The organism is Amycolatopsis roodepoortensis, from assembly GCF_024628825.1.
In the GTDB taxonomy this organism is placed as follows: domain Bacteria; phylum Actinomycetota; class Actinomycetes; order Mycobacteriales; family Pseudonocardiaceae; genus Amycolatopsis; species Amycolatopsis roodepoortensis.
Map to the genome: position 1 here is coordinate 8,624,284 of NZ_CP102415.1, position 15,042 is coordinate 8,639,325.

General features: G+C 68.7%; 13 protein-coding genes. 9 read left to right on the forward strand and 4 right to left on the reverse strand.

Annotated features, from left to right (window positions below):
* Window positions 1-21: 21 nt before the first annotated feature.
* On the reverse strand, window positions 22-381 hold the full coding sequence (locus NQK81_RS41490; RefSeq protein WP_005163289.1) for a DUF1844 domain-containing protein: 360 nt from the start codon (window positions 379-381) through the stop codon (window positions 22-24).
* Window positions 382-648: 267 nt separating this feature from the next.
* Here NQK81_RS41490 and infC point away from each other — a divergent pair, with 267 nt between their 5' ends.
* The 7 genes from infC (at window position 649) to NQK81_RS41525 (ending at window position 10,105) form a co-directional block, all read left to right on the forward strand.
* Entirely contained in the window at window positions 649-1,224 is a 576-nt protein-coding gene (infC, locus tag NQK81_RS41495) for a translation initiation factor IF-3 (protein ID WP_063273553.1), read from the forward strand.
* Window positions 1,225-1,294: 70 nt separating this feature from the next.
* Window positions 1,295-1,489: a 50S ribosomal protein L35 gene (gene rpmI, locus NQK81_RS41500; RefSeq protein WP_007028043.1), complete on the forward strand. Its 195-nt coding sequence runs from the start codon at window positions 1,295-1,297 to the stop codon at window positions 1,487-1,489.
* 63 nt (window positions 1,490-1,552) lie between these two features.
* A complete protein-coding gene (gene rplT, locus NQK81_RS41505) occupies window positions 1,553-1,930 on the forward strand; it encodes a 50S ribosomal protein L20 (protein ID WP_005163284.1) in 378 nt (125 codons plus the stop codon).
* Entirely contained in the window at window positions 1,927-2,760 is an 834-nt protein-coding gene (locus NQK81_RS41510) for a TrmH family RNA methyltransferase (RefSeq protein ID WP_371878932.1), read from the forward strand. The genes rplT and NQK81_RS41510 overlap by 4 nt, the downstream gene beginning before the upstream one ends.
* Window positions 2,761-2,996: 236 nt before the next feature.
* A complete protein-coding gene (gene pheS, locus NQK81_RS41515) occupies window positions 2,997-4,061 on the forward strand; it encodes a phenylalanine--tRNA ligase subunit alpha (protein WP_126734051.1) in 1,065 nt (354 codons plus the stop codon).
* Window positions 4,062-6,629 carry a phenylalanine--tRNA ligase subunit beta gene (gene pheT / locus NQK81_RS41520; protein ID WP_257485859.1) on the forward strand — a complete coding sequence of 856 codons (2,568 nt, stop codon included), beginning with the start codon at window positions 4,062-4,064 and terminating at the stop codon, window positions 6,627-6,629.
* An 89-nt stretch (window positions 6,630-6,718) separates the two neighbouring features.
* The gene (locus NQK81_RS41525; protein WP_257485860.1) at window positions 6,719-10,105 is read left to right on the forward strand and encodes a tetratricopeptide repeat protein; all 3,387 of its coding nucleotides are present in this window, start codon (window positions 6,719-6,721) and stop codon (window positions 10,103-10,105) included.
* Here the strand turns inward: NQK81_RS41525 and NQK81_RS41530 are convergent.
* On the reverse strand, window positions 10,086-10,778 hold the full coding sequence (locus tag NQK81_RS41530) for a DNA alkylation repair protein (protein WP_257485861.1): 693 nt from the start codon (window positions 10,776-10,778) through the stop codon (window positions 10,086-10,088). The genes NQK81_RS41525 and NQK81_RS41530 overlap by 20 nt on opposite strands.
* 185 nt (window positions 10,779-10,963) lie before the next feature.
* On the opposite strand from NQK81_RS41530, the gene NQK81_RS41535 reads away from it, so the two are divergent.
* A complete protein-coding gene (locus tag NQK81_RS41535) occupies window positions 10,964-12,550 on the forward strand; it encodes an alpha/beta hydrolase (RefSeq protein ID WP_257485862.1) in 1,587 nt (528 codons plus the stop codon).
* A 274-nt stretch (window positions 12,551-12,824) separates the two neighbouring features.
* Here the strand turns inward: NQK81_RS41535 and NQK81_RS41540 are convergent, their stop codons facing one another.
* Window positions 12,825-13,274, reverse strand: a complete 450-nt coding sequence (locus tag NQK81_RS41540; RefSeq protein WP_257485863.1) for a DUF6294 family protein — start codon at window positions 13,272-13,274, stop codon at window positions 12,825-12,827.
* Window positions 13,275-13,489: 215 nt separating this feature from the next.
* On the opposite strand from NQK81_RS41540, the gene NQK81_RS41545 reads away from it, so the two are divergent.
* The gene (locus tag NQK81_RS41545) at window positions 13,490-13,984 is read left to right on the forward strand and encodes a helix-turn-helix domain containing protein (protein ID WP_126734045.1); all 495 of its coding nucleotides are present in this window, start codon (window positions 13,490-13,492) and stop codon (window positions 13,982-13,984) included.
* 41 nt (window positions 13,985-14,025) lie between these two features.
* On the opposite strand, the gene NQK81_RS41550 is transcribed toward NQK81_RS41545, so the two are convergent.
* Window positions 14,026-14,991, reverse strand: a complete 966-nt coding sequence (locus tag NQK81_RS41550; RefSeq protein ID WP_257485864.1) for a helix-turn-helix transcriptional regulator — start codon at window positions 14,989-14,991, stop codon at window positions 14,026-14,028.
* Window positions 14,992-15,042: the final 51 nt, after the last annotated feature.

Consider the following 15,042-nt stretch of genomic DNA (forward strand, 5'->3'; position numbering starts at 1 on the left):
GGCCTTCATGTACTTCGGGGGCTAGTAGACCGGCCCGGTGTACTTCTCGCCCGGCCCCTGACCAGGCGCGTCCGGCACGGCCGAAGCCTCGCGGAACGCCTTCTGCAGCGACTGGAGACCGTCGCGCAACGGGCCCGCGTGCAGGCCGAGGTACTCTGCCGAAGCGGTGACCAGCCCGGCGAGGGCGGTGATCAGGCGGCGGGCCTCGTCGAGGTCGCGGTGCGGTGAGCTGGCCGGGTCCTCGTCCGCGAGGCCGAGGCGTTCGGCGCCGGCGGAGAGCAGCATGACGGCCGCCCTGCTGATCACCTCGACGCTCGGGATGTCCTCCAGGTCGCGGACGTCCGGGGAATACGGGGGCTGCTGAACGGGTTCATCTGACACGTCTGGTACCCTTCCACGAGCGACCAGCCCCCGAGCGATCGGGGGCGGCAAGTGGAGCCCCGCTCCCACCCGTGTCACCGCCGTACACCAGGTGTCCGGGTCCGGTCTCGCCAAGACGATTTCGGGCGTCGAGGCGGTGTGTTCGGTTCTGGAGATCGAACACGATCGGAAAGAGTGGGCCCCGCGTACCGCACGGTACCGGGGCCTTAGGTATGTGGGCACCAGGTCGAAACGGTAGAAGAATTTACCTCGAACCAGGGAGGCCCCATCAGCTCCGAGACACGCATCAACGACCGAATCCGGGTACCGGAGGTCCGCCTCGTCGGGCCGGCCGGTGAACAGGTCGGCATCGTCCGGATCGAAGATGCGCTGCGGCTGGCACAGGAGAACGATCTCGATCTCGTCGAGGTCGCCCCGCAGGCACGCCCGCCCGTATGCAAGCTCATGGACTTCGGCAAGTTCAAGTACGAGAGCGCGCAGAAGGCCCGCGAGTCCCGCCGCAACCAGCAGCTCACCGTCATCAAAGAGCAGAAGCTGCGGCCGAAGATCGACCAGCACGACTACGAGACCAAGAAGGGTCACGTGTCGCGCTTCCTTGCGGCAGGCAACAAGGTCAAGGTCACGATCATGTTCCGCGGTCGCGAGCAGTCCCGGCCGGAACTCGGGTTCCGTCTGCTGCAGAAGCTCGCCGACGAGGTGACCGAGCTCGGCTTCGTCGAGTCGTCGCCGAAGCAGGACGGTCGCAACATGATCATGGTGTTGGCCCCGCACAAGAACGTGAAGCCGCAGAAGGCCGCGAAGGCAGCCAAGGACGAAACGTCCGAGCCGCCCGCCGACGCGTAGCGCCGACCAGCACATGTCAGCGGCACACCGGGCAAAACCGGTGTGCCGCCGCACGGAAGAGGACAACGTAATGCCGAAGATGAAGACGCACAGCGGGACGTCCAAGCGTGTCCGCGTCACGGGCTCGGGCAAGCTGCGCCGCCAGAAGGCCGGCCGCCGCCACCTGATGGAGAAGAAGTCCAACAGGCTCACCCGTCGCCTCGAAGGCACGACCGAGATCGCCAAGAACGACGTCGGCCGCGTCAAGCGCCTTCTCGGCCGCTGACACCCCGCACTTTGTAAACGCCGGGCGCGCCAGCGCGCCCCCAGATCGACAGGATGGACCCCAGTGGCACGCGTCAAGAGGGCTGTCAACGCCCAGAAGAAGCGTCGCGCGACTCTCGAGCTCGCCAGCGGCTACCGCGGCCAGCGTTCGCGGCTGTACCGCAAGGCGAAGGAGCAGACGCTTCACTCGCTGAACTACGCCTACCGGGACCGTCGCGCCCGCAAGGGTGACTTCCGCCAGCTGTGGATCACCCGCATCAACGCGGCGGCCCGCGCCAACGGCGTCACCTACAACCGGTTCATCCAGGGCCTCAAGGCCGCGGGTGTCGAGGTCGACCGCAAGATCCTCGCGGACCTCGCCGTCAACGACGCCGCCGCCTTCACCGCGCTGGCCGAGCTGGCCAAGGCGAACGTCAACACCGAAGAGAAGAAGTCGGCCTGACCGGCCACAGCGCTCTTCCACGACCCGGGGCGGCTCCGTTCACCGAACGGACGCCCCGGGTCGTTGCTGCGCGCAAGCTCACCCGCCGGGCCGAGCGCGAGAAGACCGGCCGGTTCCTGGCCGAAGGCGCGAACGCGGTCGAAGCCGCGCTCGAACACGGCGGCACGGTGTACGAGCTGTTCGTCACCGAACGCGCCGCCGCGCAGCACGAGGGTCTGCTCGCCGCCGCGCGCGAGGCGGGCGTCCCCGTCTCGCCGATCACCGATCGCGCCGCCGACGGGCTGTCCGAGACCGTGACGCCGCAAGGCATCGTCGCGGTCTGCGCGCTCGTCGACCGTCCACAAGAGACCGTCCTGAAGCCGGGCGCGAAGCTCGTCATCGTCCTCGTCGACGTCGCGGACCCCGGTAACGCGGGCACCGTGATCAGGGTCGCGGACGCCGCCGGCGCCGACGCGGTCGTCCTCGCCGGCGACAGCGTCGACCCGCACAACGGCAAATGCGTCCGCGCGGCCGCCGGCAGCCTGTTCCACCCCGCCATCACCCGGATCCGGGACGTCGACGCGGCCTTGAAGGCCTGCTCCGCCGCCGGACTCCGCACCTTCGGCGCGCATGGCTACGCCGACACCGAGCTCGACCAGGTGACCTTCGACGAGCCCACCGCGTGGGTCTTCGGCAACGAGGCGCACGGACTGCCGCAGGCGGTACTGGAGACGGTCGATCTCGCGGTCAAGATCCCGATGTACGGCCGCGCGGAGAGTCTCAACCTCGCGACGGCCGCCGCGATCTGCGTGTACACGAATGCGATGGCCTCGCGGGCTGTCACCACGTAGAGTCGTGGGCAGCACGCCGTCGCAGCACGACACCAAGGGAGCTCTCATGGAACGCAGTGTTCGTTCCAGCACCTTGTTTACGGCGTAGAGCGCGTTTTTCGCACTTCCGAGTGACGGTGTGCCCAGCCCGAGGGTGATCGGGGGCCGCCGTTCGCTGTCCCATAGAATTCAGCAGCTGCTAAACCCATGTGTGCGCTCGCGTGCACCGGACCAGTCCCAGCGGACGCCGAGGAGTTATGTCCGAAGCCAACGACAAGCAGGACCCCCAGGCGGGAACGCTCGCGCCGGAAACGTTGACGGCCGCCGTCAAACAGGCCGAGACCGATTTCGCCGCCGCGGCGGATCTCGACGCGCTGGCCGCGGTCAAACCCGCCCACCTCGGGGACCAGTCTCCGCTGCTGCTCGCCCGCCGCGAGATCGGCGCACTGCCGAAGCAGGAGAAGGCCGAGGCCGGCAAGCGGGTCAACGAAGCGCGCCAGGGCATCCAGGCCGCCTTCGACGCGCGCCGGGCCGTGCTCCAGGCCGAACGTGACGAGAAGGTGCTCCGCGAGGAGGCCGTCGACGTCACGCTCCCGTGGGATCGCGTGCCCCGTGGCGCCCGGCACCCGATCGCGACCCTGTCGGACCGGATCGCCGACGCGTTCGTCGCGATGGGCTACGAGGTCGCCGACGGACCGGAACTCGAAGCCGAGTGGTTCAACTTCGACGCGCTGAACTTCGGCAAGGACCACCCCGCGCGCCAGCTGCAGGACACGTTCTACCTCGGCGAGGAGGACTCCGGCCTGGTGCTGCGGACGCACACCTCGCCGGTGCAGGCACGAACGCTGCTGCACCGCGACCTTCCCGTGTACGTCGTCTGCCCCGGCCGCACCTACCGGACCGACGAGCTGGACGCCACGCACACCCCGGTGTTCTCCCAGGTCGAAGGCCTCGCGGTGGACAAGGGCCTGACGATGGCGCACCTCAAGGGCACCCTCGACGCCTTCGCCCGCGCGATGTTCGGCGGTAACTCGAAGACCCGTCTGCGCCCGCACTTCTTCCCGTTCACCGAACCGTCGGCCGAGGTCGACGTCTGGTTCGAGGAGAAGAAGGGCGGCCCCGGCTGGGTCGAATGGGGTGGCTGCGGCATGGTCAACCCCAACGTCCTGCGTGCCTGCGGCGTCGACCCCGAGGTCTACTCGGGCTTCGCCTTCGGCATGGGTATCGAGCGCACCCTGCAGTTCCGCAACGGAATCCCGGACATGCGCGACATGGTGGAGGGCGACATCAGGTTCACCCTGCCCTTCGGAACGGAGGCCTGAGTGAAGGTCCCAGCCAGCTGGCTGACCGAACACCTCGACGTCGACGAGGAGGTCACGGCCCAGGATCTGGCCGACGCCTTCGTGCGCATCGGCATCGAGGTCGACGACGTCCGGAAGCTCGAACCGGTCACCGGCCCGCTCGTGGTCGGCCGGGTCGCCGAGATCGAGGAGCTCACCGAGTTCAAGAAGCCGGTCCGGTTCTGCCGGGTCGACGTCGGCGAATCGGACGACGACACCGACAAGCCCGACGAGAACCTCGACGAAGACGAGGACGACGACGAAGGTCCTTTCGAGGACGAGGGGCCCACGGGGATCAAGACCCGCGGGATCATCTGCGGTGCCTCGAACTTCGCCGAGGGCGACCTGGTCGTCGTCGCGCTGCCCGGCACCGTGCTGCCCGGCGGTTTCGAGATCGGGTCGCGCAAGACCTACGGCCGCCTCAGCGACGGCATGATCTGCTCCGCGAGCGAGCTCGGTATCGGCGACGACCACTCCGGCATCCTGGTGCTGCCGCCGAGCACGGCCAGCCCCGGCGAGGACGCGAACAAGCTGCTCGGCCTCGAAGACACCGTCCTCGAGGTGACGCCGACCCCGGACCGCGGGTACACCCTGTCGGTCCGCGGCCTGGCCCGCGAGCTGTCCAACGCGCTCGACGTCCCGTTCGGCGACCCGGCGTCCATCGAGGTCCCCGAGGCCGAGAGTGACGCCTGGCCGGTGCACCTCGAAGACACCGAGGGCTGCAAGCGGTTCGTGCTGCGCCGGGTCAAGAACCTCGACGCGACCGCGCCGACGCCGTGGTGGATGCGCCGCCGCCTGATGCTGGCGGGTATCCGCTCGATCTCGCTCGCGGTCGACGTGACCAACTACGTCATGCTCGAGCTCGGGCATCCGCTGCACGCCTTCGCGACCGGTTCGGTCAAGGGCGATCTGGTGGTGCGCAAGGCGAAGCCGGGCGAGAAACTGACCACTTTGGACGATGTCGAGCGCACGCTCGACGCGGACGACGTGGTGATCGCCGACGACAGCGGCGTCATCTCGCTCGCGGGCACGATGGGTGGCGCGTCGACCGAGATCACGCCGGAGAGCACCGACGTGCTGCTCGAAGCGGCGCACTGGGACCCGTCGTCGATCAGCAGGACGGCCCGCCGTCACAAGCTGTTCTCCGAGGCGGCCAAACGGTTCGAGCGCTACACCGACCCGCAGCTGTGCGCGGTGGCCGTCGAGCTCGCCGCGCGCCTGTTGCGTCAGTACGGCGAGGGTTCGATCCTGCCCGGCCGCACCGACGAGGGCGGCGTCGAGCCGAACCCGCCGGTCACCATGCCGATCAGCCTCCCCGACCAGGTGGCAGGGGTGCGTTACGAGCGTGGTGTCACCGTCAAGCGGCTCTCGCAGATCGGCTGCAAGGTCAACGTGGGCACCTCCGAGGACGGCACCGCGCTGGTGACCGCCGTCCCGCCGAGCTGGCGCGGTGACCTGGTGCAGCCCGCCGACCTGGTCGAGGAGGTGCTCCGGCTGGAGGGCTACGACAGCATCCCGTCGGTGCTGCCCGAAGCCCCGGCCGGCCGCGGTCTCACCGACACGCAGCGTCGTCGCCGGTCGGTCGCGCGTGCGCTGGCGGAGAACGGCTACGTTGAGGTGCTGCCCTTCCCGTTCATCTCGGACTCGGTCTGGGACGCGTTCGGGTTGCCCGAGGACGACGTCCGCCGCAGCACCGTGAAGGTCCGCAACCCGCTGGAGTCGGACAAGGACCGGATGGCGAGCACCTTGCTGCCGGGGCTGCTGGAGATCCTGCAGCGCAACATTTCCCGTGGTTTCAAGGACGTCTCGCTGTTCCACATCGGACAGGTCGTGCTGCCCGGGCCGAACCCGATCCCGATGCCTTCGCTCGGGGTGGACCGGCGCCCGACCGACGAGGAGCTCGCGGTGCTGGAGGCGGCGGTCCCGCCGCAGCCGCAGCACGTCGCCGTCGTGCTCGCGGGCCAGCGTGCCCGGGCAGGCTGGTGGGGTGCGGGCGAGCAGGCGAACTGGGCCGACGCGGTGCAGGCCGCGCGGCTGGTGGCGCAGGCCGCCGGCGTCGAGCTGACCACGGCCGCCGCGGATCAGCCGCCGTGGCACCCCGGCCGCTGCGCACAGCTGCGGGTGGGGCAGTGGCCCATCGGTTACGCCGGTGAGCTGCACCCGAAGGTCGTCGAGGCGCTCGGGCTGCCGCCGCGCACCGTCGCGATGGAACTCGACCTGGACGCGATCCCGATCCCGGACGGCCGTCCGGCTCCGCAGATCTCGGCGTACCCGCCGGTGCTGCTCGACGTCGCCCTCGTAGCCGAGGCGAGCGTCCCGTCGGCCGACCTGGCCGAGGCGTTGCGCGAAGGCGCGGGCGAACTGCTCGAAGACATCACGCTGTTCGACTCGTACCAGGGTGAGCAGCTGGGCGAGGGCAAGCGCTCGGTGGCGTACAAGCTGCGGTTCCGCGCAGCGGATCGCACGCTGACCGTCGACGAGGCCACCAAAGCCCGCGACGCCGCCGTCGCGGTCGCGGGTGAACGCTTCGGTGCGAGCCTGCGCGCCTGACCTGTAGTCCTGTGAAGGCCCCGTTTCCCTCGACTCAGCCGAGGGAAACGGGGCCTTCACGCGCTCCAGGTGTGGCAAAGTGAGGACCTGTGTCACGTCCAGACGGTCGGTCCAGTATCCAAGACATCGCGCGCGCCCGGTTGAGCGACGGTTTCGTCGGCAGGGTCGGGGAACGCGAGGACTTCCGGGTCAATCTGGGGCTGCCGGGGGACGACCGGCGCCGCCGGTACCTGTTCTCGGTGCACGGTCTCGCGGGGGTCGGCAAGTCCTTCCTTCTCGATCAGCTTCGCGGTATCGCCGAGGAAACTCGTGCCGCCGTCGGTTTCGCCGACGACCGGCAGCAGGATCTGCCCGCGACCTTGGTCAAACTGGCGAAGGACCTCGCTCGCGGCGGGTACGAGATGCGCCGCTTCGAGAAACGCTACGAGTCCTATCTCAAGGCGAGGGAACGGCTTCACCGCGATCCGCAGGCTCCGGCCGCCGGGCGCGAACTGGTGACGAAGACCGTGGTCAAGGCCGGGCTCGGGGTCGCGAAAACCCTTCCGGGCGGGAGTATCGCCGCCGACGCCATCGACGCGGACGCGACGGCGAAACAGCTGGAGCAGCTCCAGGTCTACCTCGCCGCGAAGTTCAAGCGGAAGGCCGATGTCCAGCTTCTCCTGGAACCGGCGGAGGAGCTGACCAAACCGTTCGTCGAGGATCTGTGGCGTATTCCGGAGAACCGGCAGATCGCGCTGTTCTTCGACACCTTCGAGCGCACCGCGCCGGTGCTGGAGACGTGGCTGCTCGACCTGTTCGGCGGGCTGTACGGCGATCTCCCGCAGAACCTGGTGTTCACCGTCGCGGGCCAGCTCCCGCTGGACGAGGCGAAATGGAATCGGCACGCGCCGCTGGTGCGCGAGATCGAACTCCGGCCGTTCACCGAGCCGGAGGCACGCCGCCTGCTCGCCGAACACGGGATCACCGACGAGAAGGTCGTCGAGATCGTGCTCCGGCTGACGGACGGCCTGCCCGTGCTGGTCGCCATGCTGGCTCGCGGGAACCCCGCCGAGGCCGACGCCGTCGGCGACCCGAGCGACGACGCGGTCAAGCGGTTCCTGCATTGGGTTCCCGAAAAGGCCAGGAAGGACATCGCGGCCACGGCGTCCCTGCCACGATTCCTGGACGAAGACGTCATCGGCGTGCTGACCGGCAAGGAGAGCGCGGGCGAGATCTTCCGCTGGCTGCGGGAACTGCCGTTCGTCGGGCGCCGTGAGCTCCCGGTGCGCTATCACCCGGTCGTCCGCGGCCCGATGGTGCGCATGGAACGCGGCCGGTCGCCCGCCGAGTTCGCCGAACGTCACCTCAAGCTCAGCGAGTACTACGAAGGCCGGTGCGCCGAACTCGGCCTGAGCCACCACCGCGACGCCTGGAGTGACGAGCGCTGGCAGAAGAGGAAGCTCGAACAGACCTATCACCGGCTTTGTGGTGCCCCGGCCGACGCCCTGCCGGACGCGCTGCTCGGCGCGGCCGAGATGATCACCAGCGGTACCGCGCCCGCACGAGCTTGGGCGCGCATGATGGAGCAGGCGGGTGCCGACGCGGACGCGCCCTCGGTGCTGGGCTGGGGCCAACGGCTGACCGCCGCGATCGGCGACGGCGACGGCCCGCGGGAGATCCCGGTGCTCGACCTGCTCGCCGGCGCCGGCGAACTCGACGCCGCGCGGCTTTCGACGGTGATCCGGCGGCGCGCCTGGGCTCACGAAGCACAGGACGACATCGCCGCGGCGACACGGGATCTCGACCGGGCTCTCGATCTGAACCCCGCCGATCCTTACCCGTGGAGCGATCGGGGCAACCTGTTCCGCAACGAGGGTGACTGGGAACGGGCGCTGTCGGATCTGAACCGGGCGATCGAGCTCGACCCCGGCTACGCCTATTCATGGCGCGGACGTGGTTCCGCCCGTGCCGAACTCGGCGACCTCGACGGTGCGATGGCGGATCTCGACGAAGCCGTCCGGCTCCAGCCCGACCACAGGTGGGCCTACTCCATCCGGAGCGAGGTGCACTTCAAACGCGGCGACATCCGGAAGGCGATCGACGAGATCGACATCGCGATCCGGCTCGACCCCGACTACGCCTGGGCCGTCCACTACCGGGCCACGCTGTTCGCCGAGCTGGGAGACGACGCCGAAGCGCTCGCCGGTCACCGCGCGGCCGCCGCCCTCCGCCCCAAAGACGTCTACTACCTGACCGAGCTGGCGTTGTTCCTGGAGCGGACGGAAGACGCGGATGCCGCGTCGGCGGCCTTCGACGCGATCGTCGCGGCGGATCCAGGCAGCGCCAGGGCGCACGCGCTCCGGGCCGCGTTCCACCACCGCGGTGAGCGGTACCGGCTCGCCGTCGACGGTTTCACCGCCGCGCTGCGGATCGACCCGGACTACGAGTGGGCGTACTACATGCGCGGCCAGGCGCACCACGGTCTGGACGAGCACCGCACGGCACTCGCCGACTTCGAACGGGCCATCGAGCTGGCCCCCGACGACGCCGAGAACCATCTTCAGCGGGGGGTGATGCTCAGCAGGTTCAAGGACAACAGCGCCGCGGTGAACTCCTTGAGCCGCGCCATCGAACTCGACCCCGGCAACGAATGGGCACACACCTGGCGTGCGCTGGCCCATCAGCGCTCCGGTGATTCCCCGGCGGCCCTCGCCGACATCGACGTCGCCGTCGCGGCGAATCCGGAGATGGCCTTCTTCCACACCACCCGCGGTGACATCCTCGGCGACCTCGACCGGCATGACGAAGCCCGGGCGGCACTGGACGAAGGAGTACGGCTGGGACAGGACGGCGGGTACGCCCTGTACCGGCGCGCCCGGCACCGCCTTCTTTTCGGTGATCAGGAAGGCGCGTTGGCCGATGCGGAAAGCGCGCTGGAAGCAGGGCATGACGAGAGCGCCCGTGCCCTTCGCGCGGAGATCCGCCGCCGGGCCGGTGAGTACGGGGAGGCCATCCGGGAGCTGCGCGAACTGGTCGCCTCGGATCCGGAGGACACCGAATACCGCGAAAACCTCGGGGAGGCCTTGCTGTTCGCGGGGGAGACCGACGAGGCGGAGGCGCTTCTGGCTCCGCTGGCACCGGAATTCGGCTGGGCGCACAACCTCCTCACGCTCGTCTGGCTGAAGACCGGGCGAACTGAGGAAGCCCGCCGCGCGCTGAACGAAGGCCTCGACAGGGCCAACGCCCGGATCGCGACCGGCGCCTTCGACTGGGACGTCCAGCTCCAGCCGCTGTTCTACCTCCTCGTGCTCGGGCGCGAGGACGAAATGACCCGTGATCTCAAGGCACTTCTCGAGAAGGGCGTGCCCCAGGAAACGCGCTTGGAGCTGCTTCACGATCTCAAGGAGCTCCGAGTGCTGATGCCCGAACTCGGCGGGGTGATCGAGGATCTCATCGCCCTCGTCCCCAGGCCGGTGCTCAACCTCCGAGATGCTTGAGCGCCTCCCTTCTGGACAAAGTGGACAGTGCCGGATGCGCGGTGACGAAGGCGCGCACCCAGTCCGGCTCGGTCTTCGCGTACTCGCGCAGGGCCCAGCCGATCCCTTTGCGCAGGAAGAAGTCCTTGTCGTCGATGTTGGCTTCGACGGCACGGGTGAGCAGGTCGGTGTCCGTTCCGCCCTTGGCGCCGATCTGGCAGATGACCGAAGTGCGGCGACGCCACCTGTCCTCGTCGTAGGCCCAGGTCAGCATCAGCGTGGTCACCGTCTCCGGCTCCGCCCGCAGGATCGGCCCGACCCGGCGGATCGCGACTTCGTCCACGTAGTCCCACCAGGCGCCCGTCACGATCATCTCCTCGTAGAGACCGAGCAGATCGCCGTCCTGCCAGCGGGCGTAGGCACGATGGCCGGACAGGGCGATCGCCGCGTAGCGCTCTTCACGGAATTCCGCTTCGCGCCACAAGGTGAGAACGGCCGTCGAAAAACTCACTCGATCGGGTAGCGGATGCTCGGCGTAAACCCGCTTCAGCAAGGCCGTCCGAGGCGGGGACGCCACCCCGAGGAACGGCATCTCCGACTTCATGTACGCCCGCATCGCCGGAGCCTTCTCCGGATCGGCCAGCCCGGCCAAACCGTTGCGAACCGCCGAAACCAGGCTTTTCACCTCGTCCACGCGTTCTCCTTTCCCCAGTGGGCGCCGCGAGCGTACGACAGGGGACCGACAAGACGGATATGCCCGGATCGAGGCGCGGATACCGACTAAAGAGGGATGGCGGCCGACGTGTCGGTCAGCGAGATTGAAGCCGGTTCTCGGTAGCTTCGGCCCGACCGGGTCGAACGCGGACGAAAAGGAACACAGTGAAGAAATTCGTTGCCGCCCTGGCGGTCGCGGGGATCGGCGCCGGCACGATGGCGCTCGCTCCCTCCGCCACGGCCGCCTCGGCGTCGGACTTCGATCCGAAGCCCATCTCCTGGGGAGCCTGCACGCGCCCGAGCCTGGTCAAGGCCGGCGCGGAATGCGGTTTCCTCGAGGTCCCGTTGGACTACGCGAAACCCGGCGGCGAGAAGATCTCGATCGCCGTCTCGCGTGTGAAGCACAAGGCCGCCAAGTCGCAGGGCGTCATGCTGGTCAACCCGGGCGGACCGGGCGGCTCCGGCCTCGGCCTCTCGACCCTCGGCAGGGCCGTCCCCAAGAAGGCGGGGGAGGAGTACGACTGGATCGGCTTCGACCCGCGCGGCGTGGGGGAGAGCAAGCCGTCGCTGACCTGCGACGGCAATTACGCCTCCTACAACCGCCCGCAATACGTGCCGACCACGCGCGCCATCGAGACGGCGTGGCGTGAGAAGGCGAAGGGCTACGCGAAGGCGTGCGCCAAGAACGGCGCGATCCTCGACCACATCAAGACCATCGATGTGGCGAAGGACGTCGACAGCCTGCGCAAGGCGCTGGGCGAGAAGCAGATCAACTACTACGGCTTCTCCTACGGCACTTACCTCGGGCAGGTCTACAGCACGCTGTTCCCGCAGAACGTGCGGCGGATGGTGTTCGACGGCACCGTCGACCCCCGCGACGTCTGGTACAAGGCGAACCTGAACCAGGACATCGCCTTCGACAAGAACATCAAGACCTACTTCGGCTGGATCGCGAAGTACGACGACGTCTACCACCTCGGCAAGACCGCGGCCGCGGTCGAAAAGCTGTGGTACGCCGAGCAGAAGAAGCTGTACGACAAGCCCGCGGGCGGTGTCATCGGCGGGTCCGAGTGGACGGACATCTTCCTTCAGGCCGGCTACTACGTGTTCGGCTGGGAAGACATCGCGAACGCGTTCGCCGGCTGGGTGCACAAGGGTGACTGGCAGACCCTGAAGGGCCTGTACGACAGCTCCAACCCGCCTGGCCAGGACAACGGCTACGCGGTGTACGTGGCCGTGCAGTGCACCGACGTGGCGTGGCCGCAGAGCTGGCCCCGCTGGAAGTTCGACAACTGGGTCACGCACTTCCGGGCGCCGTTCGAAACCTGGGGCAACGCCTGGTTCAACGCGCCGTGCCTCGACTGGCCCGCGAAGCCGGGCAAGCCGGTGGAGATCGACGGGAGCAAGGTCCCCGGCATCCTGCTGATCAGCGAGGAGAACGACGCCGCGACGCCGTACCCCGGCAGCCTCGAGGTCCGCAAGCGCTACCCGAACTCCAGCCTGATCAGCGCGCCGGGCGGCACGACGCACTCGGGTTCGCTGTCCGGTGTGTCCTGTGTGGACGACAGGATCGCGGACTACCTGCTGACCGGGAAGCTGCCGGTGCGCAAGCCGGGCAACGGCTCGGACGTGCAGTGCTCGCCGGTCCCGGCGCCGGTTCCCGCCGGTGCGTCGGCGGCGGCCAAGTCCGACGTGCCTTCCGCGGTCACCGAAGTGAAGAAGGAGGCGCTGGCCCAGGCGCTGCCTTTCTGATTCTCGCCAGAGAACGCCCCGGTCCGGATTTCGGACCGGGGCGTTTCTTTGCTCTGATGCTCCTCGGCGTGGTTGCGAAAGCCACTTTCGCAACCTTCAACGTTGCGAACGTGGCTTTCGCAACGTGCGGCGGCGGTGGTCGTGGATGGTTCGCCCGACCTGCCGAGGGCGTGTCGCGAAAGCCACTTTCGGGACATCAGACGTCCCCAAAGTGGCTTTCGCGACATGGCCGTCGAGGACATTGGGAACACTGAGCAGCCGCCCCGCGCACCCCTTAGCAGTGGCTCGTGATCCGCATGCTGTGGATGCGGTCGAAGAACCCGGCGTCGAACGACCCCTCGGCGAACCACCAGTGCCACACGTTCTTGACGGTGCCCTTGACGAACTTGGTGTCACCGCCGTGATGGATGGGTCCGAGGACGATTCCGTTGCTGTCCAGGGTGTTCACCCACATCAACCACGCGTCGTTGCTGTCGCTGCTGACGATCGTCGCTTCGAACGAAGCGCTGCCGTTGCGTCTGAGCGTCCACTTCGCGTTGTCCATCGTGCAGTCGCCCGCCTGGATACGACCCCAGGTGAACCAGCAGGAATCCGCTCCGGTGCAGGTGGCCTGCGCGGTGGTGGAACCCGTCGTCCCCGCCGAGGCGGGCGTGGCGAAGACGGTCCCGATCGTGAGCACGAGCATCGTCACGAAAAGCGACATCCGACGCGCTGTGGTTTTCATGTTTCCTCCCCGAAAATCGTCGATCCGTACCGGTCTGTGCGCAAAGCTAACTCGCGGCTGACCGCGGTCACGATCACTTAGGTGCGGCAACAGGGGTGGCCGATAGTGCGTGACCGGCACCCTCTCGCCCCCGAATGCGATGAAAGTTCCGCTCACGCATCGAATCCTCTCGCCGCGCCGGAAAACTGTCGGCGCCGCCCGTTAGCGTCCCCGGCATGACCATCGTCGAAGAGCACCGGACCGAGATCCGCGTGCAGGACACCGTTTATCGCATCGAGGTCGCCGCCCGCGAGGGTGGCGGCGCGGCCGGAGAAGACCGCTGGGTGACCGTCATGGTCGGCGGAGCCGGACCGCAGGAGGAGCCTGTCGCCGAAGGCAGGCTCGACATCGACGCCGAAGCCGTACCGGCCTTGGCGACCGTCCTTTCCGACACCCTCCTGGCGTTCGCCGGGCGGGGCAACGGAAGGAACGGCCGCCGAAGATCGGCGGACCGCCCCGCCCATCAGGGCTCGCCGTGGTCCGACGAGCTGGACGCGGAACTGGAAAGCCGTTGGCTTGCCGGGGAAAGCGTCGAGGAGATCGCACGGCGGTTCGAGCGGACACCGGGCGGGATCCGTGCCCGGCTGCCCAGGGTCGGCTGCGACCCGGAGCGCCGGGGCGCGTACCTCCCGATCCCGCCGAGCAGACGAGAGGTAGGTGAACTCGGTTGAACCGTGGCGGTCGCGAGGGCGGTGCGTCCTCGCGACCGCCGTCAGTCCACTGTGGACCGCGTTCCGCGCTGAGCCCTGTCCGCCATCCCCCGGAGATGAGTGATCAGTTCCGGCGGTTCGTGCACGGTGAATTCACAGCCGAGCCCGAGGATCCGGAACGCGAGCCAGTCGAGGGTGTCCGTGCCCGCGTGGAGAACGCAGCTCTCGTCGTCGATCGGTTCCAGCTCGCCGGATCCCTCGCCGATCGCGGGGGAGACCTGGCCGATCGGCGCGTGCAGGGTCACGCGTGCGCTGTAGGTGGGAAGGAGGCTGTACATCTTGTCGGTGACATAGGCCGCCACGTCCTTCGCGGGTGGCTGTCTCGGTGTCGCCCGGCCACCGGTCGCCCGCGGTTCCGAGATCCGGTCCGCGCGGAAGATCCGCCAGTCGTCCCGGTCGAGGTCGTAGCCGAGCAGGTACCACCGGCGTCCGGCGGAGACGAGCCGGTGCGGTTCCACGTGCCGCCGGGATTCGGTCCCGTCGCCGGTGCGATAGCCGAACCGGGTCCGTTCGGTGTTGGCGATCGCGCCCGCGAAGACCGTGAGGTGTTCCGGGTCCACCGCGGCTCCGGCGCCCGGGATGGGCACGGTCGCGGCGCCCAGCGCGCCGACGCGGTACCGCAGCCGCGACGGCAGCACCTGCTCGAGTTTGGCCAGCGCCCGCACCGAAGACTCCTCGATTCCCGAGATCGCCTGGCCGGCGGCGCTCCGGAGACCGACCGCGATCGCGACGGCCTCCTCGTCGTCGAGCAGCAGCGGGGGCATCGCCGTGCCGGCGCCCAGCCGGTAGCCGCCTTCGGAACCTCGCGACGCCTCGACGGGGTAACCGAGCTCACGCAAGCGGTCGATGTCGCGCCGGATGGTCCGCGGACTGACCTCCAGTCGCTCGGCGAGCTCGCTGCCAGGCCACTCGCGAGGGGTTTGCAGGAGTGACAGCAGGCTCAGCAGCCGGGCGGGCGTGTCGGTCATGCGATCAAGGATGCCGGTACCGAGTCCCGTATCGGGTGAGCCACACGACTT